This is a genomic window from Rhizobium sp. SL42, from assembly GCF_021729845.1.
Lineage (GTDB): Bacteria > Pseudomonadota > Alphaproteobacteria > Rhizobiales > Rhizobiaceae > Allorhizobium.
The window spans coordinates 3,243,583-3,263,474 of the sequence record NZ_CP063397.1 but is presented as its reverse complement, the minus strand read 5'-3'; the positions used below and the strand labels follow the sequence as shown (position 1 = coordinate 3,263,474).

At 61.0% G+C, this 19,892-nt stretch carries 19 protein-coding genes; 12 read left to right on the top strand and 7 right to left on the bottom strand.

The window, feature by feature from the left end:
* Window positions 1-38: 38 nt before the first annotated feature.
* On the bottom strand, window positions 39-1,244 hold the full coding sequence (gene carA, locus IM739_RS15385; protein WP_237368574.1) for a glutamine-hydrolyzing carbamoyl-phosphate synthase small subunit: 1,206 nt from the start codon (window positions 1,242-1,244) through the stop codon (window positions 39-41).
* 317 nt (window positions 1,245-1,561) lie between these two features.
* Between carA and IM739_RS15380 the strand changes: the two genes are divergently transcribed.
* Window positions 1,562-2,014, top strand: coding sequence for a GatB/YqeY domain-containing protein (locus IM739_RS15380; protein WP_237368573.1), 453 nt, complete (start codon window positions 1,562-1,564; stop codon window positions 2,012-2,014).
* A 69-nt stretch (window positions 2,015-2,083) separates the two neighbouring features.
* Here IM739_RS15380 and IM739_RS15375 read toward each other — a convergent pair whose 3' ends face one another.
* Window positions 2,084-2,365 (bottom strand): BrnA antitoxin family protein, encoded by a 282-nt coding sequence (locus tag IM739_RS15375; protein WP_442981052.1) that lies wholly within the window; start codon window positions 2,363-2,365, stop codon window positions 2,084-2,086.
* A gap of 13 nt (window positions 2,366-2,378) precedes the next feature.
* The gene (locus tag IM739_RS15370) at window positions 2,379-2,678 is read right to left on the bottom strand and encodes a BrnT family toxin (RefSeq protein WP_237368571.1); all 300 of its coding nucleotides are present in this window, start codon (window positions 2,676-2,678) and stop codon (window positions 2,379-2,381) included.
* Between the two features lie 148 nt (window positions 2,679-2,826).
* Between IM739_RS15370 and dnaG the strand changes: the two genes are divergently transcribed.
* From dnaG to IM739_RS24070, 4 genes are all read left to right on the top strand, one after another.
* On the top strand, window positions 2,827-4,866 hold the full coding sequence (gene dnaG, locus IM739_RS15365) for a DNA primase (RefSeq protein ID WP_237368570.1): 2,040 nt from the start codon (window positions 2,827-2,829) through the stop codon (window positions 4,864-4,866).
* An 81-nt stretch (window positions 4,867-4,947) separates the two neighbouring features.
* Window positions 4,948-6,237, top strand: coding sequence for an adenylate/guanylate cyclase domain-containing protein (locus IM739_RS15360; RefSeq protein WP_237368569.1), 1,290 nt, complete (start codon window positions 4,948-4,950; stop codon window positions 6,235-6,237).
* 402 nt (window positions 6,238-6,639) lie between these two features.
* Window positions 6,640-8,700 (top strand): RNA polymerase sigma factor RpoD, encoded by a 2,061-nt coding sequence (gene rpoD, locus IM739_RS15355; RefSeq protein WP_237368568.1) that lies wholly within the window; start codon window positions 6,640-6,642, stop codon window positions 8,698-8,700.
* Window positions 8,701-8,849: 149 nt separating this feature from the next.
* On the top strand, window positions 8,850-9,887 hold the full coding sequence (locus IM739_RS24070) for a DUF930 domain-containing protein (protein WP_272911319.1): 1,038 nt from the start codon (window positions 8,850-8,852) through the stop codon (window positions 9,885-9,887).
* Window positions 9,888-9,902: 15 nt separating this feature from the next.
* On the opposite strand, the gene IM739_RS15345 is transcribed toward IM739_RS24070, so the two are convergent.
* Both IM739_RS15345 and IM739_RS15340 read right to left on the bottom strand, forming a co-directional pair.
* Window positions 9,903-11,051, bottom strand: a complete 1,149-nt coding sequence (locus tag IM739_RS15345; RefSeq protein WP_237368567.1) for an amidohydrolase — start codon at window positions 11,049-11,051, stop codon at window positions 9,903-9,905.
* An 86-nt stretch (window positions 11,052-11,137) separates the two neighbouring features.
* Window positions 11,138-11,737, bottom strand: coding sequence for a LysE/ArgO family amino acid transporter (locus IM739_RS15340; protein ID WP_237368566.1), 600 nt, complete (start codon window positions 11,735-11,737; stop codon window positions 11,138-11,140).
* An 86-nt stretch (window positions 11,738-11,823) separates the two neighbouring features.
* Between IM739_RS15340 and IM739_RS15335 the strand changes: the two genes are divergently transcribed.
* The gene (locus IM739_RS15335) at window positions 11,824-12,723 is read left to right on the top strand and encodes a LysR family transcriptional regulator ArgP (protein ID WP_237368565.1); all 900 of its coding nucleotides are present in this window, start codon (window positions 11,824-11,826) and stop codon (window positions 12,721-12,723) included.
* A 77-nt stretch (window positions 12,724-12,800) separates the two neighbouring features.
* Window positions 12,801-13,181 carry a nuclear transport factor 2 family protein gene (locus tag IM739_RS15330; RefSeq protein ID WP_237368564.1) on the top strand — a complete coding sequence of 127 codons (381 nt, stop codon included), beginning with the start codon at window positions 12,801-12,803 and terminating at the stop codon, window positions 13,179-13,181.
* A 6-nt stretch (window positions 13,182-13,187) separates the two neighbouring features.
* On the opposite strand, the gene IM739_RS15325 is transcribed toward IM739_RS15330, so the two are convergent.
* On the bottom strand, window positions 13,188-13,640 hold the full coding sequence (locus IM739_RS15325; protein WP_237368563.1) for a heme-degrading domain-containing protein: 453 nt from the start codon (window positions 13,638-13,640) through the stop codon (window positions 13,188-13,190).
* Between the two features lie 113 nt (window positions 13,641-13,753).
* Between IM739_RS15325 and IM739_RS15320 the strand changes: the two genes are divergently transcribed.
* The 4 genes from IM739_RS15320 to IM739_RS15305 all read left to right on the top strand — a co-directional run bounded on the left by IM739_RS15320 (window position 13,754) and on the right by IM739_RS15305 (window position 15,809).
* Entirely contained in the window at window positions 13,754-14,170 is a 417-nt protein-coding gene (locus IM739_RS15320; protein WP_237368562.1) for a secondary thiamine-phosphate synthase enzyme YjbQ, read from the top strand.
* A 144-nt stretch (window positions 14,171-14,314) separates the two neighbouring features.
* Window positions 14,315-14,728, top strand: a complete 414-nt coding sequence (locus IM739_RS15315) for a hypothetical protein (protein ID WP_442981051.1) — start codon at window positions 14,315-14,317, stop codon at window positions 14,726-14,728.
* Between the two features lie 419 nt (window positions 14,729-15,147).
* Window positions 15,148-15,450, top strand: a complete 303-nt coding sequence (locus IM739_RS15310; RefSeq protein ID WP_237368561.1) for a hypothetical protein — start codon at window positions 15,148-15,150, stop codon at window positions 15,448-15,450.
* A gap of 26 nt (window positions 15,451-15,476) precedes the next feature.
* Window positions 15,477-15,809, top strand: a complete 333-nt coding sequence (locus tag IM739_RS15305) for an ATPase inhibitor subunit zeta (protein ID WP_237368560.1) — start codon at window positions 15,477-15,479, stop codon at window positions 15,807-15,809.
* 358 nt (window positions 15,810-16,167) lie between these two features.
* Here IM739_RS15305 and IM739_RS15300 read toward each other — a convergent pair whose 3' ends face one another.
* On the bottom strand, window positions 16,168-17,517 hold the full coding sequence (locus tag IM739_RS15300) for an enoyl ACP reductase FabMG family protein (RefSeq protein ID WP_237368559.1): 1,350 nt from the start codon (window positions 17,515-17,517) through the stop codon (window positions 16,168-16,170).
* Between the two features lie 452 nt (window positions 17,518-17,969).
* Between IM739_RS15300 and IM739_RS15295 the strand changes: the two genes are divergently transcribed.
* Window positions 17,970-18,794 (top strand): nickel-binding protein, encoded by an 825-nt coding sequence (locus IM739_RS15295; protein WP_237368558.1) that lies wholly within the window; start codon window positions 17,970-17,972, stop codon window positions 18,792-18,794.
* Window positions 18,795-19,892 lie beyond the last annotated feature (1,098 nt).

Genomic DNA, 19,892 nt, shown 5'->3' with positions numbered 1-19,892 from the left:
CTTGATATCCTGCTTGTGGAAGGTCGTGTAGAGCGCGATCAGCGCTCGGCCAATGCCGGCTCGCCCTTGTTCTCGCGCACCATGTTGATGAAGCGGCGGAAGAGGTAGTGGCTGTCCTGCGGGCCCGGAGATGCTTCCGGATGATGCTGGACCGAAAACACCGGCTTGCCCTTGAGGCGCAGGCCGCAATTGGTGCCGTCGAACAGGGAAACGTGAGTCTCTTCAACGCTCTCCGGCAGCGACTTCGAGTCGACCGCGAAGCCGTGGTTCATCGAGACGATCTCAACCTTGCCGGTGGTGAAGTCCTTGACCGGATGGTTGGCGCCGTGGTGGCCCTGGTGCATCTTTTCGGTGGTGCCGCCAAGCGCCAGGCCGAGCATCTGGTGGCCGAGGCAGATGCCGAACAGCGGCTTTTCGCTCTTGACCAGGGTCTGGATGACCGGCACCGCATATTCACCGGTTGCGGCCGGATCTCCCGGGCCGTTGGACAGGAAGATGCCATCGGGGTTCAGCGCGAGGATGTCTTCCGCCGATGTTGACGCCGGCACGACCGTGACCTTGCAATCCAGTCCGGCAAACAGGCGCAGGATGTTGCGCTTCACGCCGAAGTCGACACAGACGATATGATACTTCGCTTCGGCTGCGCCGAGCGTGGTGTGACCTTCCTCCCAGTTCCAGTCCTTTTCGCTCCAGACCGAAGACTGGCCGGAGGTGGCGACCTTGGCGAGGTCGAGGCCTTCGAGGCCGCTCCAGGCCTTGGCTTCGGCTTTCAGCGCATCGATGTCGAAAACGCCATTCGGGTCGTGGGCGATGACGGCATTGGGTGCGCCATTTTCGCGGATCCAGGCGGTCAGCGCGCGGGTGTCGACGCCGGAGAGGCCGATAATGCCACGGGCCTTCAGCCAGCCATTGAGATGGGAGGCGGCGCGGTAATTCGATGGCTCGGTGATGTCGGCCTTGAAGATCGTGCCCACGGCGCCGTGGCGGGCAGCCGGCGTCAGGTCTTCGATATCTTCCTCGTTGGTGCCGACATTGCCGATATGCGGGAAGGTGAAGGTGACGATCTGGCCGAGATAGGATGGGTCGGTCAGGATTTCCTGGTACCCGGTCAGCGCCGTGTTGAAGCAGACCTCGGCCTGGACCTTGCCGGTCGCCCCGATGCCGTGACCTTCGATGACCGTCCCGTCAGCAAGAACGAGAAGGGCGGTCGGCTTGCGTGTGGTCCAGGGGGCTGTCGCGGTCATGGTCGTTCCTTGTTCGCCCTCGCGGCAGCCCACTTGTCAGGGCGGCTTCCAAGGGCCATCTATGTTGCAGATCGAGGGCGCGCGTAGTCGCGCGTGTTCGGCCCTGATGACAATTTCGTGCAGGTGCCGAGCAATAGACGGATCGATCCGTCAGGTCAATTCTTGAGTTTGAAGGCTTGCGGATTTCTCCCAAGCCATTTCAAGGGTTTGTGCAATTTGTTTGCACTGCCGAAGATGTCTGGCTATGAAACGGCTCAGAAAACAAGGAAAAGCCACAATTCGACACCGTCCGCATTGGCTTTTTCGCGGAGAAAGAAATGATACGCGATATACTCGCCAATACGATGAAAGAGTCCCTGAAGGCGAAGGATGTTCGCCGCACCTCGACCGTGCGTCTGATCCAGACGGCGATCAAGGATCGGGACATTGCCAACCGCGGTCTCGGCAAGGATCCTGTCAGTGACGACGAGATCATGCAGATCCTGATGAAGATGATCAAGCAGCGCGACGAGTCGGCCAGGATCTATGCCGAGAATGCGCGGCCGGAACTGGCAGCCCAGGAGCTGGAGGAAATCGAGATCATCCGGTCCTTCATGCCGGAACAGATCTCGGAAGAGAAGGTGCGTGCACTGTGTGCCTCGGTGATCAGTGAGACCGGCGCGCAAGGTCTGCGCGACATGGGCAAATGCATGAACACTCTGAAAGAGCGTTATCCTGGCCAGATGGACTTTGCCAAGGCCTCGGGCCTGGTCAAGGACTTGCTCAAGTAGTCGTGTCTTCGGCCAAGGCATTGACGAGCGCCGCCTTCGGGCGGCGTTTCGCATTTCTGGCCGGGATAGTCAGCCCTTGGAGCGCCTCTGTTCGCTGACAAAGTGCCGCAACACTGCGTTGATACGGGTCTGGTAGCCTTTGCCGGTTTGCTGGAAGAAGTCGATGATGTCTTCGTCCAGGCGAATGGAGATCGCCTTCTTCTTCTGGGGGATGACCATCACGGCCTTCGACCAGTCGATGTCCATGAACTCCTGCCAGTCGGGATCGTCGCGCATGGCGCGTTCGATGTCTTCGTCGGTCAACGCGTTGACCCGAGCCCAGTCGGTTTTGTCCTCGCCGCTGGCCTTCATTTCCCGAATTTCCTTAAGGGTATATCTGACGATATTCTCTTCGCTCATTGTCACGTGCAGCCCGCGCCGAAATGATCCGACACCTTGCGTCGCGCATCGTGTAGACGACAGCGATCAATCGTTGTGTGTCGGGGCAGATGGCAAGCGTCCGGGCCTCTCCATTTTGATCCGATTGCGTTTCCAGTCTCGGTCCCTCGAGCGCGATGATAGCGCGCACAAAGTCGATCCCATGTTTGCGGATGTTCGCCTGCCTCTTGGCTTCATCCCACTCAAACTCCCAATCCTCGAAGGGCACGTCATCCAGACTTCGCATGTGCCTTCCATCGACAATCGTGATATTAATTTTCTGTATATACATTTGTCATTTTTGTCAATGACTGTGAATTGCGGGCATCATGCGCGAAAGGCGTGGCGTTGGGTCGAGAGCGCGCCTATATGAAACTCAGCCAACAGGGACAATTATGCGCTTTTCCAACGACTTTCTCGACGAGATCCGTGACCGCGTGCCGATTTCGGCCGTGATCGGCCGTCGTGTGACCTGGGATCGCAAGAAAACCAATGCGCCGAAGGGCGACTACTGGGCCTGCTGCCCGTTCCATGGCGAAAAGAGCCCGAGCTTTCATTGCGAGGATCGCAAGGGCCGATATCACTGCTTCGGCTGCGGTGTTTCGGGCGACCATTTTCGTTTCATGACCGAGATGGAGGGGCTGAGCTTCCCTGAAGCGGTTCAGCAGATCGCCGACATGGCGGGCATTGCCATGCCGCAACCGGATCTGCAGGCGGAACGCCGCGAAAGGGAACGGACGACCCTGCAGGACGTCATGGAACTGGCGACGCAGTTCTTCCAGGACCAGTTGCAGACGGCGAGCGGCGCCCGGGCGCGGGCCTATCTGCGTGAGCGCGGACTGTCGGGGAAGACAATCGAGACGTTCCGCCTCGGTTACGCGCCGGAGAGCCGCAATGCTCTGAAGGAATATCTGTCGGGCAAGGGCGTGCCGAAGGAGCAGATCGAGGCCTGCGGCCTTGTCGTGCATGGACCGGAGATCCCGGTTTCCTATGACCGCTTCCGCGATCGCATCATGTTCCCTATCCTGTCGTCCCGCGACAAGGTGATCGCATTTGGTGGCCGCGCGATGTCGCCGGACGCGATGGCCAAATATCTGAACTCGAATGAAACCGAGCTCTTCCACAAGGGCAATGTCCTTTACAATTTTTCGCGCGCACGCCGGTCGATGCAAGGCGCTGGCGGGGCGGAGACGCTGATTGCCGTCGAAGGCTACATGGACGTCATCGCCCTCTATCAGGCAGGCATTGAAAATGCCGTGGCGCCGCTGGGCACGGCATTGACCGACAACCAGCTGCAGCTGATGTGGAAGACGACGCCGGTGCCGGTGCTGTGTTTCGACGGCGACGGGGCCGGACAGCGGGCGGCGTTTCGTGCCGTCGATCTGGCGCTTCCGCATATCAAGCCCGGCCAATCGCTGCGCTTTGCCATGCTGCCCGACGGCAAGGACCCTGATGACCTGGTCAAGCGCGACGGGCGCGGACCTTTCGACCGGGTGATGGCGGAGGCAAGGCCGCTTGCCGAAATGGTCTGGTTGCGCGAGGTCGGTGGCGGCGGTTTCGATACGCCGGAAAAGCGGGCCGAACTCGAGGCGCGGCTGAAGCAGATCGTTATGGTGATCGCAGACGAGAATGTGCGTCGGCATTACCAGCAGGATGTTCGCGATCGGCTTTACGCCTTCTTCCAGTCAAGCCAGCCGGGCCGCAACGATCGTCGCGGTGGCGGAGGCGGCTATGAACAGGGCAATCGCGGCGGGGGCCGCAATGGCCAGGGCGGGCAGGGTGGTCAAGGCGGCGGAAGGTTTGGCGGGCGGACGCCCGGACCATCTGCCGGTGGCGGCGGCGCCATTTCCGACCGGTTGGCGCGCTCTGGCCTTGTGCGCGGGCATCAGGAGCAACCGGCATTGCGCGAGAGTGTGCTGGCCCTGACCGTGGTCAACCACCCGCAACTGCTCGAAGACGAGTATGACGAGATCGCAGCGATCGACTACGAAAATCCGGCACTGCAGAAGCTGTGGTCGTCGCTTTTGACGGCCGTTGCCGAAGGTGGTCCTTCGCTGAGCCGCGAGTTGTTGATGGCGCGGCTCGACACGCATGGCCATGGCCAGACGCTGCGCAATCTCGACCAGCAGATCCGCAATGCCCGGCTCTGGACGGCGACAGAGATCGCCGCCCCTGAAGATGCGCGCGAAGGCTATCGACAGGCCCTCTCGCTCTACAAGCGGGCGCGGGCGCTGAAACGGCAGCGCATCGAGCTTGAGCGCGAGGTCGCCGATGCGACCGAGGCGGATGACGGCGGCCGTATCGATCAGCTGATCAATGCCTTGCACGAGGTCCAGCTTGAAGTCGCCCGGATGGAAAACCAGGAGGCGATCATCGATGGCTTCGGGGTCATGTCCGGCCGTGTCAAAGGCCCGGCAACAGGTCACAGCTCGTAATTCGTGTGGCGGATTCGAGGTTGCGCGCGTTTTGCAAATGCGGGATGGAACATCAGCAAACCTTTGTGCACGGAGCGCATCGTGTCGTCAGATGAGCTCGAACTGATAGCGCCCGGAACGCGTGGTCGCCGGTCACCCTGGCGGCTGCCCGTTGTGCTTTGGTGGATTGCACGTATCGGTACCACCGGCTATTCGCCGCGCGTCCGCCGACGATTGGCGGTCACCAATGTGATCTCGGCCATGTATAGCCTGATCACGATACCATATATCCTGTTCTACATGCTCTATGACGGCTGGGGTCTTTTGCCGGCAATCATCGCGTTTGCGCCGCAGGTGGTGTTCTATGCCGTGACGCCGTTCTTCCACCGTTTCGGTGCAACTGCCGGCGCCGTCTATCTGTGCACCATGTGGCTGATCTTCGGGCTCGCCAGTTGCCTGTTCTTCGGACGCGATTCGGGACTGCAGTTCTTCTTCCTGCCCGGGGCTGCTGCGTCCATCCTGGTTTTCGGTGCCGAGCGCCTTGCCCTGTCGGGACTGGTGGCGCTTATTGCGCTTTGCGCCTTCCTCGTGGTGGAGATCGTTCTCGTTCAGCCGATCTCATTCCTCCATGTCGAGCCTGTATTCCTGCAGGTTCTGTACTACATGACGGTGCCGTTCACGTTTCTGCTCATCTTCACCACCTCCTTCTTCGCCTTCAAGGAGGCGGCGCAGGCGGAGACGGCGCTGGAAACCGAATATCGCTTCTCCGAACGCCTGCTGCAGAATATCCTGCCGCGTGCCGTCGCCGATCGGCTGAAAGATCATCGAACACAAATCGTCGCCGACCATGTCGATTCGGCGACGATCCTGTTTGCCGATATCGTGAACTTTACCCCGCGCGCTGCACGCTGGGGACCACAGCAGGTGGTGGCTTTCCTCAGCCAGATCTTTGGCCGCTTCGATGCCATCGCCATGCGGCACGGGCTGGAGAAGATCAAGACGATCGGGGATGCCTACATGGTGGCAGGCGGACTACCGGAACGCCGTGCAGATCATGAGGCGGCGGTGGCGTTGATGGCTCTGGATCTGCTTGCATGCTGCCGAGCGATCTCCGAGGAGATCGGCGAGCCGGTCGAAGTGCGAATCGGCATGGATACCGGGCCGGTGGTGGCCGGCGTGATCGGTCCGAACAAGCTGCTCTATGATGTCTGGGGCGATGCGGTGAACACGGCGGCGCGCATGGAATCACTGGGTGTCGCCAGTCGCATCCAGGTTCCGGACTGCCTGAAGCAACGGCTCGAGGATCGTTTCGAGTTCGAGTTACGCGGCCCCATCGAGGTGAAGGGCAAGGGCCAGATGCGTGTGTGGTTTCTGGTAGGAGCCAAGGCGTGAACGCGTCCGATCTGCATAAGGCAATGCTCAATTGCCTCGGCCCCTTGTTTCTTCGGCCCGACAACCTACATTCCCGTCAACAGGTGTATAAGCCACCGCATGGCGTCTATTTTGGTGTTTTTCTGGGCATTCGTTGTGGAAAAGCTTGACGCCAAGAAAAATTGTGGGAATCACCAATTCAGCGACACAAGGGTGAAGTGGGTTCAGACGGATCTCTGGTATGATGACCGGTCATGCGGATATTCAAGAGTTTGGTGCTGCGGCCGCAATGCCTTTAGTTAATCAGGAATTAAGCAACACTCCGTTAGGTCAGTGACAGCTATCCGCCCGGGCGAGTGGTCCGCTCTCCTTTTGCCCGGCGGTGGGCAGCATGATCAGACGTCAGGGAAAGCGACGAGATAAATGGCATCGAAAGTCAAAGAAAACGAAGAAGCCGAAAGCGAACGCGACGGCGCGACAGACGGTCCGCTTCTCGATCTTTCGGATGACGCAGTCAAAAAGATGATCAAGGCCGCCAAGAAGCGTGGCTATGTGACCATGGACGAGTTGAATTCGGTCCTGCCGTCGGAAGAAGTGACGTCCGAGCAGATCGAAGACACGATGGCCATGCTGTCGGATATGGGCATCAACGTCGTGGAAGACGAAGATGCCGAGGAGCAGACGGCGAGCGAAGATACCGACGACGCTGACGACAACGAAAGCGAAAGCAACGAACTGGCGCCGTCCGCTGGAACCGCTGTCGCAACCGCCAAGAAAAAAGAGCCGACCGACCGTACCGACGACCCGGTGCGCATGTATCTGCGCGAAATGGGGTCCGTCGAGCTTCTGTCGCGCGAAGGCGAAATCGCGATCGCCAAGCGCATCGAGGCTGGCCGCGAGACGATGATCTCCGGTCTCTGTGAGAGCCCGTTGACGTTCCAGGCGCTGATCATCTGGCGCGACGAACTCAACGAAGGCACCACGCTGCTGCGCGAGATCATCGATCTCGAAACCACCTATTCCGGTCCGGAAGCCAAGGCGGCCCCGCAATTCCAGAGCCCGGAAAAGATCGAGGCTGACCGCAAGGCTGCCGAAGAGAAGGAAAAGGAGCGCGCCAAGCGCCGCCCGGCCGCCTCCGGCGACGACGACATCACGTCGATCGGCGGCGAAGGCATGCCACAGGAAGAAGAGGAAGAAGACGAGGACGAGAGCAATCTGTCGCTCGCCGCCATGGAGGCGGAACTGCGTCCGCAGGTCATGGAAACCCTCGACCTGATCGCCGACACCTACAAGAAGCTGCGCAAGCTGCAGGATCAGCAGGTCGAGGCACGTCTTGCCTGTGCCGGTACGCTGTCGTCGGGCCAAGAGCGCCGCTACAAGGAACTCAAGGACCAGCTGATCACGGCCGTCAAGTCGCTGTCGCTGAACCAGAACCGCATCGACAGCCTCGTCGAGCAGCTTTACGACATCAACAAGCGCCTCGTTCAGAACGAAGGCCGTCTGTTGCGTCTGGCTGAATCCTACGGCGTGAAGCGCGATTCGTTCCTCGAGCAGTATTCGGGTGCCGAACTCGACCCGAACTGGATGAAGTCGATTGCCAATCTTTCGGCGCGTGGCTGGAAGGATTTTGCCCGCGAGGAAAACCAGACTATCCGCGACATCCGCGGCGAGATCCAGAACCTTGCGACCGAGACCGGCATTTCGGTGACGGAATTCCGCCGTATCGTGCACATGGTGCAGAAGGGCGAGCGCGAAGCGCGTATCGCCAAGAAGGAAATGGTCGAGGCAAACCTGCGTCTCGTCATCTCGATCGCCAAGAAGTACACGAACCGCGGCCTGCAGTTCCTCGACCTCATTCAGGAAGGCAATATCGGCCTGATGAAGGCGGTCGACAAGTTCGAATACCGCCGCGGTTACAAGTTCTCGACCTATGCGACATGGTGGATCCGGCAGGCGATCACCCGCTCGATCGCCGACCAGGCCCGCACGATCCGTATTCCGGTGCACATGATCGAGACGATCAACAAGATCGTTCGTACTTCGCGCCAGATGCTGCACGAGATCGGTCGCGAGCCGACGCCGGAAGAACTGGCCGAAAAGCTGGCCATGCCGCTCGAAAAGGTCCGCAAGGTCCTGAAAATTGCCAAGGAGCCGATCTCACTCGAAACCCCGGTGGGTGACGAAGAGGATTCGCATCTCGGCGATTTCATCGAGGACAAGAACGCGCTTCTGCCGATCGACGCCGCCATCCAGGCGAACCTGCGCGAAACGACGACACGCGTTCTCGCCTCGCTGACGCCGCGCGAAGAGCGCGTGCTTCGCATGCGCTTCGGCATCGGCATGAACACCGACCACACGCTCGAAGAAGTCGGCCAGCAGTTCTCGGTTACCCGCGAACGTATCCGTCAGATCGAAGCGAAGGCGCTCAGGAAGCTCAAGCACCCGAGCCGCAGCCGCAAGCTGCGGTCGTTCCTGGACAGCTAAACGCGGCAAGATCGTGATTTTCAGAACCCGGCGGTGACGCCGGGTTTTTTCTTGGGTGCTCATCACCGGATTTGGCTGGATCACAAAGGTTCACCATTGTTTCCGCCCCATTCGTTGCTAAGTATCGCTCGATGGTAGAAGCAAGATCGATGCGGTGGCGGCGTTTTGGTGGTGGCTTGGGTGTCTCCCTGCTGATCCATGCTGCCGTGGCGGGTGCCTTGCTGTTCAGTTTCACCTGGCCGGAGCCGGACGTGCCGGAACAGCCGCCGGAGGAGCCGGTGGTCGATGTGACGCTGGTGCCGCCGCCAGAGCCACCTGCGCCGGAAGAACCGGCAAAGGAAGAGCCGGCGCCGGAGGAAAAGCCGCCCGAACCGGCAGAGGCGGAAGCGCCACCACCACCACCGCCGCCTGCAGCTACGGAACCCCCGCCATCAGAGACTCCGCCGGAAACGGCAGCGCCAGAGGTCACGGCCCCGCCGATCCTGCCGATGCGTCCCGTGGTTCAGTTCGGTGACAAGGATGCGGGGCCGCGCAAGGCCGATGACGGCAGCGACGCTATTGATCCGGCCGAGACGGCTGCGGAAGATCCGGAGGAGCCGCCCGTGGCCGAAGCTGAAAAGCCTTTGGAGCCGCCGAAGGAAGAGGCCGCCGCAAAGCCATTGCCGGAGATAGCGTTGCCGGAAGCCGATCTAGAAGGTCAGGTGCCGGATCCTTCCGCCGAAGGAGAGGCCTTGAGCGGCGAGGCGATCGCGGCGTTGAACGAGGCCGAGGTAAAGGAACCTGAGACACCGACGGACGAAGCGAATGTCGGGGCTGCGGCGCCAAAACTCGATGAGGCCAAGAAGCTGTTTTCGACCGTGATTTCGAGCGATCCCGCGGCGATGACGGCGATGAACGGATTGCCACGGGAACGGCGGGCGGACCAGTTGTGTACGACCGAATTACGCGAGCAGTTGCGCAATGCTTCACCGCCGTTCAGACCGGAGCTGCTGCCGTCCTTCGGCTTGAAGAAGGGCAATCTCCTGGCGCCGGCAAAGACCGCATTCAGGGCGTCCGGCCAGTGGTATGACCTGAGCTTCCGTTGCGAGGTCGATGACGGGGCGACCAAAGTCGTCTCGTTCGGCTTCTCGGTCGGCGCGGCAATTCCCAGATCCGAATGGCGCAAGCGCCGTTTCCCGGATTTTTGATCAATAGGCTTTCAATCAGTCCAGCAGGTCGCGGATCACCCGCATGAAGATGCGTGCGCCGGTGGCAATCAAGGCGTCAGGGAAATCATAGTCGGGATTATGCAAGGCCGGATAATTTTCGCCGGACCCGAGGAAGAACATCGCGGAGGGGGCGACGGCGCGCAGGCGGCCGAAATCCTCCGACCCGCGCATCGGCAGATCGCCTTCGTCATGGGAAATACCCTCTGCGTCCAGCGCGCGGGCCAGATGGGCGACGGCCTCAGGCGCATTGTCGCAATGCAGAAAAATGTCGTGATAGCTGGTCGACAGCGTAAGGTCATGACGGGACGCCGCCTCTTCGGCCAGCGCTTCAGCGCGGGCGCAGAGTTCTGCCATTCGATCGTCAACCAGCGTGCGCAGCGTCACCCATATTTCGCCATCGCCTGGGGCAATGCCGAAGGCTTCCTCGCCGAGCCATGCATGGGTGACGGTGGCCAGCGTGAATGCCGCATCCGGCGGGGCGCCGTGCGACAGGGCCGTCAGCGCCGGCATCAGGGCGGCGATGGCTGCCATCGGCGATATGCCGGTCTCAGGCTGGGATGCGTGGGCGGTCTTGCCGGATAAGCGGATCTTCATGCCGCGCGAGGCGCAGTTGACCGGACCGGCCTTCAGGGCGACGTGGCCGAGCGGCATGCCGGGCAAGTTGTGCAGGGAAAAGGCGAAGTCCGGGGCGATGTCCGCAAAGCGCGGATCGGCCAAGACCGCTGCGGCACCACTGCCATCCTCCTCGGCCGGCTGGAACAGCAAGACGACCCGGCCGCGCTTCGGTGGCTGGCGGGAAAGACCCAGCGCCAGGGCAGTCATGATGGTCGAATGTCCGTCATGGCCGCATAGATGGCCCTTGCCGGGGATCGTCGAGCGATAGGCGGCGGTGGATTTTTCTTCGATCGGCAGGGCGTCCAGTTCTGAGCGGAAGAGCAGGGTCGGGCCGGCGGCTTTACCTTCGAATACGGCCGCCACGCCATGGCCACCCAAGCCGGAGATGATGCTGGCGGGCGACAGGGGCTTGAGGGCGTCAATGATGCGCCTTGCCGTTTGCTCCTCCTCGCCGGACACTTCCGGATGACGGTGCAATTCCTGACGGAAGTCGATCAGGTCGACGATATCGCGATTGCTGAGAAACATGAGCACCTATCCTCCTGCGTGGTCGAGCATGAACCGTTCTAGCCGAGCGGCACGGTGGCTGCATCCCCAAAGCAGGCTTTGTCCGTTCAGCGCACAAGATTGAGAGCGATGGATGCCATGATGACGGCAATCGCGCCATCCAGAACGCGCCATGCGAGCGGCCTGGCAAACAGCGGCTGAAGCAGTCTGGCACCGAAGCCGAGCGAGGTGAAAAACGCAAAGGATGCGACGATCGCTCCAAGGGCGAAGGCGGTTTGATGGCCGGGATAGCGGGTGGAGATCGAGCCAAGGAGGACGACCGTATCGAGATAGACATGTGGATTGAGCCAGGTGAGGGCGAGGCAGGTGGCGAGCGCCGGCCACAGCCGTGTCTCCTGGCTGTCGGTCGCCCGCAGGGCGCTTGCGCCGGTGATGCTCTGGTGCAGGCTGCGCAGCGCATAGATGGCCAGGAACAATGCGCCGCCGTAGCGCATGACGGGATCAAGCCAAGTGAGAGTCGACAGGATGGTGGCAAAACCGGCAACGCCGAGCGCGATCAGGATTGCATCGGATATGGCGCAGGTCAGCACGATCGGCAGAACGTGGCGGCGTAAAAGTCCCTGGCGCAGGACAAAGGCATTTTGGGCGCCGATCGCGACGATGAGGCTGAGACCGAGCAGAAAACCGGCGATCAGGGCAGTGGACATGGCAACTCCTTCTTCGAGAAGCTTTGACTACCGCCTGCAGAATGATTAGAAAAATTAAAAAAACTTTGCTTGGATTAGACTACCTAATGATGGATTCAGCCCAGTTAACCGCATTGGCCGCCGTCCTGCGCAGCGGCAGCTTCGAGCGGGCGGCCCGCATGCTTGGTGTGACATCCTCGGCGATTTCGCAGCGGATCCGAGCGCTGGAAGAGCAGGTGGGAAGTCCGCTGATCATCCGCTCGCAGCCTTGCCAGCCGACTGAGGCCGGCCAGAGGCTGTTTCGCCATGCGGAAGAACTTGCTTTGCTGGAGCAGGGACTGCGGCGTGACCTGGGTCTTGGTCAGACGGGGCGAAATGCCGGCGCTGTCTGGCCGAGCCTGCGGATTGCGGTCAATGCCGACAGTCTCGCCACGTGGTTCGTGCCGGCGATGGCGGCGGTGCAGGAAACGCTGTTCGATCTGGTACTCGACGATCAGGATCACAGTGCCGCTTGGTTGCGTCGTGGCGAGGTGCGGGCGGCGATCAGCGGTTCGTCGCAACCGGTGCAGGGATGCGATTGCAGGCCGCTAGGTGCCTTGCGCTACATCGCGACGGCAAGTCCCGACTTCCATCGAGACTGGTTCGGCGAGGAGGGCGTTACGGCTGCGACACTGGCACGGGCACCTGTCTTGACTTTCAACGTCAAGGATCAGTTGCAGCCGCGCTGGGCCGAAGCGGCAATCGGCTGTGCCGAGATCGGGCCTTCTCACTGGCTGCCGTCCAGCCAGGCCTTTGTCGATGGGGCCATTGCCGGGCTTGGCTGGGGCATGAACCCGCTGGCTCTGGTAGCGGGGCACATTTCTGCCGGCCGGCTCTTGCCGTTGATCGACGCGCAACCCCTTGACGTGCCGCTCTATTGGCATGTCAGCCGATCGATCAAGGCGCAGTTGGCACCTTTGACCGCTGCGGTTGTCGGCGCTGCCGGAGCGGTCTTGCAGCCGCTCTGATGGCCGGTGGAAAACAACTGGCCTTGCCGGCAGCAGGGACGGGCCTATCTAATCGGAGAGGAAAAGGAGCTTTGCCTATGTCCCTGAAAGATCAGACCCTTGCCGTGATCGATGCATTGAACCGGCGTGATTTCGATCGCCTGATCAGCGCCTTCGAGGAAGATGCCGTGCTTGATCTGCCCGATGGGATCAGGGTGATCGGCCATGCCTCGTTTCGAGATACGTTGTCTGCCTATGTGCTTCGGCATGACGTGTCGCTGGCCGATATGCTGGTGATGACCGATGATGCAGAAACACGTGTTGCCGTCGAATGCACGCTGAGGGGCAGCGATCACCGCGGCGTCGATGCGGAAAACGGCAATGACGGCGGACCGTATTCGCTTCCCGCGGTGATGGTATTTGCGCGGGAAAGCGATGTCTTCAACCGGATGAGCCTGTTTGCCGCGATCAGACCGTGAATGCTGTCATGCCAGATAGTCCTCGAGGACCTTGACGATCATGTCATGATCTTCCTGCGATTTCAGGCCCGACACAGTAATTGCCGCGACAACCAGACTGCCGAGACGGACCGGGAAACTGCCGCCATGATCAGCATAGTCGAGCGGGTCGAGGCCGAGATCGGGCGTGACGCCGCGATCCTTGCTGCGGTTCAATTCACCGATTCGCATCGAGGCCTTGTGGAAACGCAGCGCGACATTGCTCTTTCGACGCGCCCAGTGATCATTGTCCGGCGAGGACCCGGGCAGGGCGGCATGAAAGAGTGTGCGGTCGGGCGTGCGGATGTCGATCACCACCGGGGCCTTGTCCGCCAGAGCCTGGCTGACAAGCGCCTGACCGACTTCGAGTGCGGTGATTTCATCAAAGGTCTTGAAGACCAGCTGGTTTTCCTGTCTTTCCAGCGTATCGAGCAGGCTCATCGTTCATCCTCCTGGGTTTGCCAGAGACTAGCGGCAGGGGATGGCCGCGCCAAGCGGCAGGCAGAGTTTGTCCCATACCAAAAACGGCGTGGACACGATGGGAGGAGAGTGCAGTGGCTATCGGTCGAATCGAGCTGTCGACGCGCGGGCAGGGGCTCTACGAGTTCACCGAGAAAGCGGCGCGCTTTGTCAGCGAGGAAGGCGCCGAGGATGGCCTGCTGACCGTATTCGTGCGGCACACATCCTGTTCGCTGCTCATCCAGGAAAATGCCGATCCCTCTGTGCAGTTTGATCTCAAGGCGTTTTTCCAGCGCCTCGTGCCGCCAACGAACGATCCCGCGATGGACTACATCACCCACCGCGACGAGGGACCGGATGACATGCCGGCCCATATCAAGGCTGCCATTCTGCCGGTATCCCTTGGTGTTCCATTCGCGGGAGGGCGACTGCTGCTGGGCACCTGGCAGGGCCTCTATCTCTTCGAGCACCGCGATCGGCCCCATCGCCGCCAGATCGTGCTGCATCTGTGAAGTCTGCCCTGTGATTTGCATGAATGCCGGCTGAATGACGGCTTCGGACTGCGTTCAGCCGGACGCACTTATTCTCTCCTCAATCGCTCGCAATGGCGGGATGGACAAAGGGCCAGACGCCCGGAACTCGAAGAGGAGAGAGAAATGATCGACATGCTGCGTAAACTGGGTATCGCTGCCCTGGTCTCCGTCACGACCATGACCGGCCTTGCTGCCACGACATCCACCGCATCGGCCGATAGCTGGGGCGTCTATATCGGCGGCCCGGGCTATGGCGTCGACTACCGCGACGGTCCGCGCCACTGGGACCGTGGTCCGGTGATCGACGAGCGCGATCGGCGTGGGGAGCGGGGTCGCCGCTACGAGCGTGCCGAGCGTCGCGATCGTGGCGACTGCCGCCCGCATCGCGCGGTTGAGAAGGCGCAATGGAGCGGCCTGCGCCGGGCGCGGATCATCGACGTCACGCCGCGCCGTGTTGTCGTCGGCGGCGTACGCCGTGGCGACTTCGACCGCATGGTCTTTGCCAATGTACGGGGCTGCCCGGTCATTCGCTACTGAGCCATCGGTGCGGGACCAAAACCCGCACCGGGACTCAACCGTTATCCGGGCCATGTCGTATCGGAGCTGAAAAGCCCGTTCGGCATGGCCCGTCACTTGCTGCTGGGAGGATCGGTTCCGGCGAATAAATTGCCGGCAGGCCTTGACGCCGGTTGTGCCGCTCCCCATCTCCCGCTCAACCCGCTGGTCCGGGCCCCTCTGGTGAGAGCCGCCCGGCGCTCTTGCGATGTCGGACCGTTTCACCGACACGCTCGCCGGCCAGAGGACATGACCTTGCAACACCCTTATTCCGCTCAAAATGGCCCAGGCCGCTTCTCCCTGTCGATGGGCTGCGATCCGCGTCCGGGACAACATGGTCCGCGGGTTGCCACGATCGCCCGTTTGGCGGGTTTTGAGCAGCGCTTCAGGGAGGTGGCTCGATGATTTCCGAAATCATTGCCTCTCTGTTTGCCACTTTTGTCGTCGAGCCGATGCAGGCCGACATTCTGGCACGCCTCAACGAGGCTGGCGCCTCCGTTGAGGTGGTCAGCCAGTCGCGCGATTGCCTGGCCAGCACGACGCCGATGCTCATCAGTCGTGCCGGAAACGATGTCTGGTGGGCGGGAAGCACGGTCGTTGCCGTTGCCGTCGGTTGGCAGAGCCCCGCCGAGCTGCTCGATGCCGGAAACCCGGCTTGCGGGCCGCTTGCAACGTTCCTGACCGGCAATGAGGCTTCGAGCTGACGATGTCCCATCAGAAGGAGGAGACCATGACTATCGCGACCGATGACCCCAAGAAGACAGCAGGCCGCTCGCATGGCGAGCATCACGACGGCGAAGGGCTTGATGGTATCCGGGCGCGCCGCAACCTGCTCGCAGGCTACTGGGCCGGCTCCTTGATCGGCTTTGTCGGCGATGATCTTGGACGCTATGCCCGAGACCTGCATGAGGTCGATCATGTCGTCGCCGGAGACAGTGACGTGGTTTCGCGGCTCTCGCGCGACCTATCCCTTGCAGGGCACGCGTTCAGCAAAGCCGATATCGAGGCGGCGCTGCGGCGGTTTCATATCCAGGCGCTCAAGGATACCGGCTGTACCGAATAAGGGGGCGAGGTTGCTGGAGATGTGACCGATTCCAGCGTTGATCCCGGCTTGCTCTTGTTGTACGGGATCAGCCTTCAAGATGAGGCCTGCCAGCCTGTCCGTTTCAGCGAGAGATGTTGGCCTTTTTGGAGCGAACACCTTTGGCTGCACTCCCGGGATGGCTCTTCCTGCACTGTGTCGGGACTGTCCCAGGCCGGCCAGGCGCGTGCATCCCGAAGGCAGGGGGCCATCTGTGTTTTAACGATGGCCCCTATTTTTGGTGCGCGGTTGCTTTTGGCGCCGCACCTTCATCGGAAATATCAACGATTTGATTCACCCGATCTATGCCGTCGCAAATTGTGACGGAGTCGAGCTTGAATCATGCCGCTTGGCCCGCCGACGATGCCCGTGGCGTCTCGTGAGACACATTGAGGCGTCGTGCGACGACGTCATGGTTGAGCCACTGTACGGGGCCTGCCGGAGCGGACGATGCCCCGAATATCAACTGTCCCGTCGCCTCTACGACCAGAGCGCTCAGATGGTCACTGATCAGCGCCTTTGCATCGCGGTGCATCTGCGAGATTTCATGCGAGGTGCCGATCGTGAGATCAGCCTGGGCCTGGCTGTTGGGCATGGGCCATGCGGAAAAGTCATAGAAGGGGATCATCACGTCGCTTGACTGCAGATCCGATATTTTGCCGATGACGTCGTCCACGGAATATCCGTCGGCCATCAGCGCCTGACAGGCCTGCCACTGTTGTTCAGCCCATGCGCCGCCGCCTTCCTTGCGCAACGCAAGGAGAAGCGGGATAAGCGGCAGTTCGATGCCGGTGAAGACGTCGGAGGAATTGGTGCGGATCTCGGGGCAGTTGTAGACGGTTGCCTTGATGCCCGCGGCCCATGCCTTCTGCGCAATGCCTTCCAGCCGCATCTTGGCGTAACCCTGCGTGTAGTTGGTGTAGGTCTGCCAGCGGTATTGTCCATCGATGAGGATGCCCGTGCCGTGGTAACCGTATGCCGTATACCGCACCTGGCCGCCGGCTGCTTCCACGCGCTCGCGGATCGCCGCACTGAAGTCGATCAGGTGGCCGAAGGTATTGGCGGACACCTCGTCGAAATTCTGCAGAATCAACTTGCCCAGGTCGCTGTCGAGAAGGGTCTGCGACGACATGTGCCGGCTGCCCGTTCCCTTGTAGATGCGATTGGCAAGAACGAGGAAGACCTTCGCCTTCGGGATACCGCCTGCCATCGTATGGGCGAAGAACACATTTCGGCCAGCCGGGATCATGCCGTCCAGAATCGCCATGACCTGCGAGAGCGCATCGGTGAACCGCTTGATTGCGATCTCGCGGCATTGTTCGATATAGGCCCAGTCCAGCTTGTCGCCTTCCCAGCTTGTAAGCGTCATTCCGGCGAGCAGGTCGGTCGGTGTGGGCTGACCTTCGGGCGCGTCGAGATCGAACCCTGCCATGAGCGGAATGTTGATGATCTTGCCGCCCAGCTGCGTTTCGGCGGCGGAAAGCTCGTCGGCGTTCAACGGGCGCAACGCGTTATGCTCGTCGCGGCGACCCACCGTGATCCCGACGATCTGCATGCCGGCCTTTCGGGCCTCGTCCAGCAGTCCGGTTGCGTAGCCACGTCCAAAGAGCTCGCCGAAGAGCACAAATACGTCGCCCTTTCGAAACAGCTTGTTCTCGGAAATCTCTTGCAATGCGATCGGTGTTTTCATGCTGCATGTTCTTCTTGAGGAGCGCCGGCAACGGGCTCAGACAATCATTGAATTCTCTCATGACTGCTCCGGGATGGAAAAGGAACTCATTTTGCGTGACAGAGCATAGCATTACGTGAACCGTCGCTGCCGGCGGGGCACTTGCATGGTTCAATCGCAAGCGCGCATGTCGCCTTGGGAGCGGTTAATCTGCGGCGGTCATTGCGATGACCGGCTGCGTCAGCTGGGCTGAGCTTTCGCCGCGTGACGTCGGTTATTCGATGATGGTCAAATGCAGCCAACGAAGCTCCGGGTCATGCATCAGCCGGTTTGTGCTAGCGCGTCATCTCCTGCGCGCGGCGTCGGCCCCTGCCGAACCCGAGCACGATTTCCGCAGACGGCAAGGGGCGCGATCGATTGCCCAAAATCCGGATCGGGCTTACACTTCCTGCAGACCGGGGAAGGAGAGGACGATGGCCATTTTCATGGATCGTCATGATCTGAAAGGGTATAGCGCCGCAGATGTTGCCGAGGCACATCGGAAGGATCTGGAGATCCAGGATGCGTATGGTGTCAAGTTCCTCACTTACTGGTTCGACCACGAACGCGGCACCGCGTTTTGTCTGATCGATGCACCAGACAGGGAAACGGCCCAATGTGTCCACCGCGTCGCCCACGGCCATGTAGCCGGCGAGGTTGTCGAGGTTGCTCTTTCGGCGGTGGAGGCATTTCTTGGCCGGATCCACGATCCCGCGCCGCCAATCGCACAGTTTAACAATAACGACTGCGCCCATCGCGCGATCATGTTCACGGATATTGTTGGCTCGACGGAAATGACCGCCCGCCTCGGCGACCGGATGGCCACGGAACTGGTCAGGGCACACGATGCTGTCGTTCGAAGATGCCTCAAAGACTACGACGGGAGCGAAGTGAAACACACCGGCGACGGCATCATGGCGTCGTTCATTTCCACCACTCAGGCCGTTGATTGCGCCACTGCCATTCATCAGGGCTTCTACCGCTACAATGGCGGCAACGCGGAACCCATCCATATCCGAATCGGCATCGATTGCGGCGAACCCGTCGAAGACAGCAACGATCTTTTTGGCGCGACAGTACAGCTCGCTGCGCGCCTGTGCTCCGCCGCCTCGACCGATCAGATTCTCGTATCGGAAAGCGTGTTCCGCGACCAACACAGCAACGCTGCCTTCAAGGAAACAGCAAGATTGCAGCTGAAAGGATTTCCCGTGCCAATACCAGCGTTCGAATGCGCGTGGTCCGGCCCTGTCGGCATTTGATCGGGCGTGTCGCGTTGTGGATCGGGATATTTGGTGGGGCCGAAGGGACTGCTGAATCCAAGCAAAATTAGCCGCTTAATCCCATGTGGGACGACAACGCCACTTCAAAAAATCAATGGCTTAGTAGGTCCGACGTCCCACTTTTTTCGGCCGTTTCCGCCCCTTCTTTCCCGGTCATATTGCGGCCAGGGAGGCGGCATGAGTGGGGCGCGGCCATTTCCGGGGCGTGAAGCTGCAATGGCTTCAGCAACTGAGCTGCGACAAGGATTTGAGCGACAGCGCGCGATCCGTGGCGCTCTGGCGGGTATGCCCTAAGTGCTTGGCCTCACTCACACGCGCCGATGCCATCCGGTTCCCAAGGTGGACCCGGAGCTGGTGGGCGACGTCGCCCGGATCGGTGGCAACCTCAATCAGATTGCGTAATGGCTGAACACGGCGCTGGCTGAGGGCCAGCTGTCCGTTATCGACGCAGTCACCGGTGCCGTCCGCCTCGTCGCAATCAAGCGAGTGCTTTCGGAAACGATTAAGCAGTTTGCGGCCAAGGATGGTGCGCCGTGCTGATCTAGTTTTTCATAAGCGGCCAGGGCGGCGGATCGGGACCGGTTGATTATCTGTTCGAGCGCCACGTCATCGCCAACGACCAGAACCGCAAAGCGATCCGCAACGAGCGCGCGAGGTCATGCTGTTTGCCCGCGAGCCTCCGAGCCTCCGAGCCTGAGCCGTAGGTGCTGCGCGGCGACACACAGCGCATGCGGGCGCTGATCGACGCCTGCCCGCACCAGTGGGCCTGCCGCGCTGGCGGCATCGCCTTTATCGCGGAAGACGAGCCGAGCCATGAACAGCAACGGCAGTTGATGGACGCCCTCGAGAATCTTGCCTTTGTCGGCCGTAAGCTGACCAGCGCGATATGCTTTGGGTCCGCCGCACCCATAAGGGCCGTGTCGAGCTTCATTTCGTTCGCCGCGCATGGAGCTTGTCAGCGGGAGCAGCCTTTATATCGCGCCACCCGGCTACCAGAGGCACTACAACGCCTTGCGCGATGCCCTGAACAAGGAACACGGCTGAAACGATCCGACGGCCCCGGAGCGCTCACGCGAG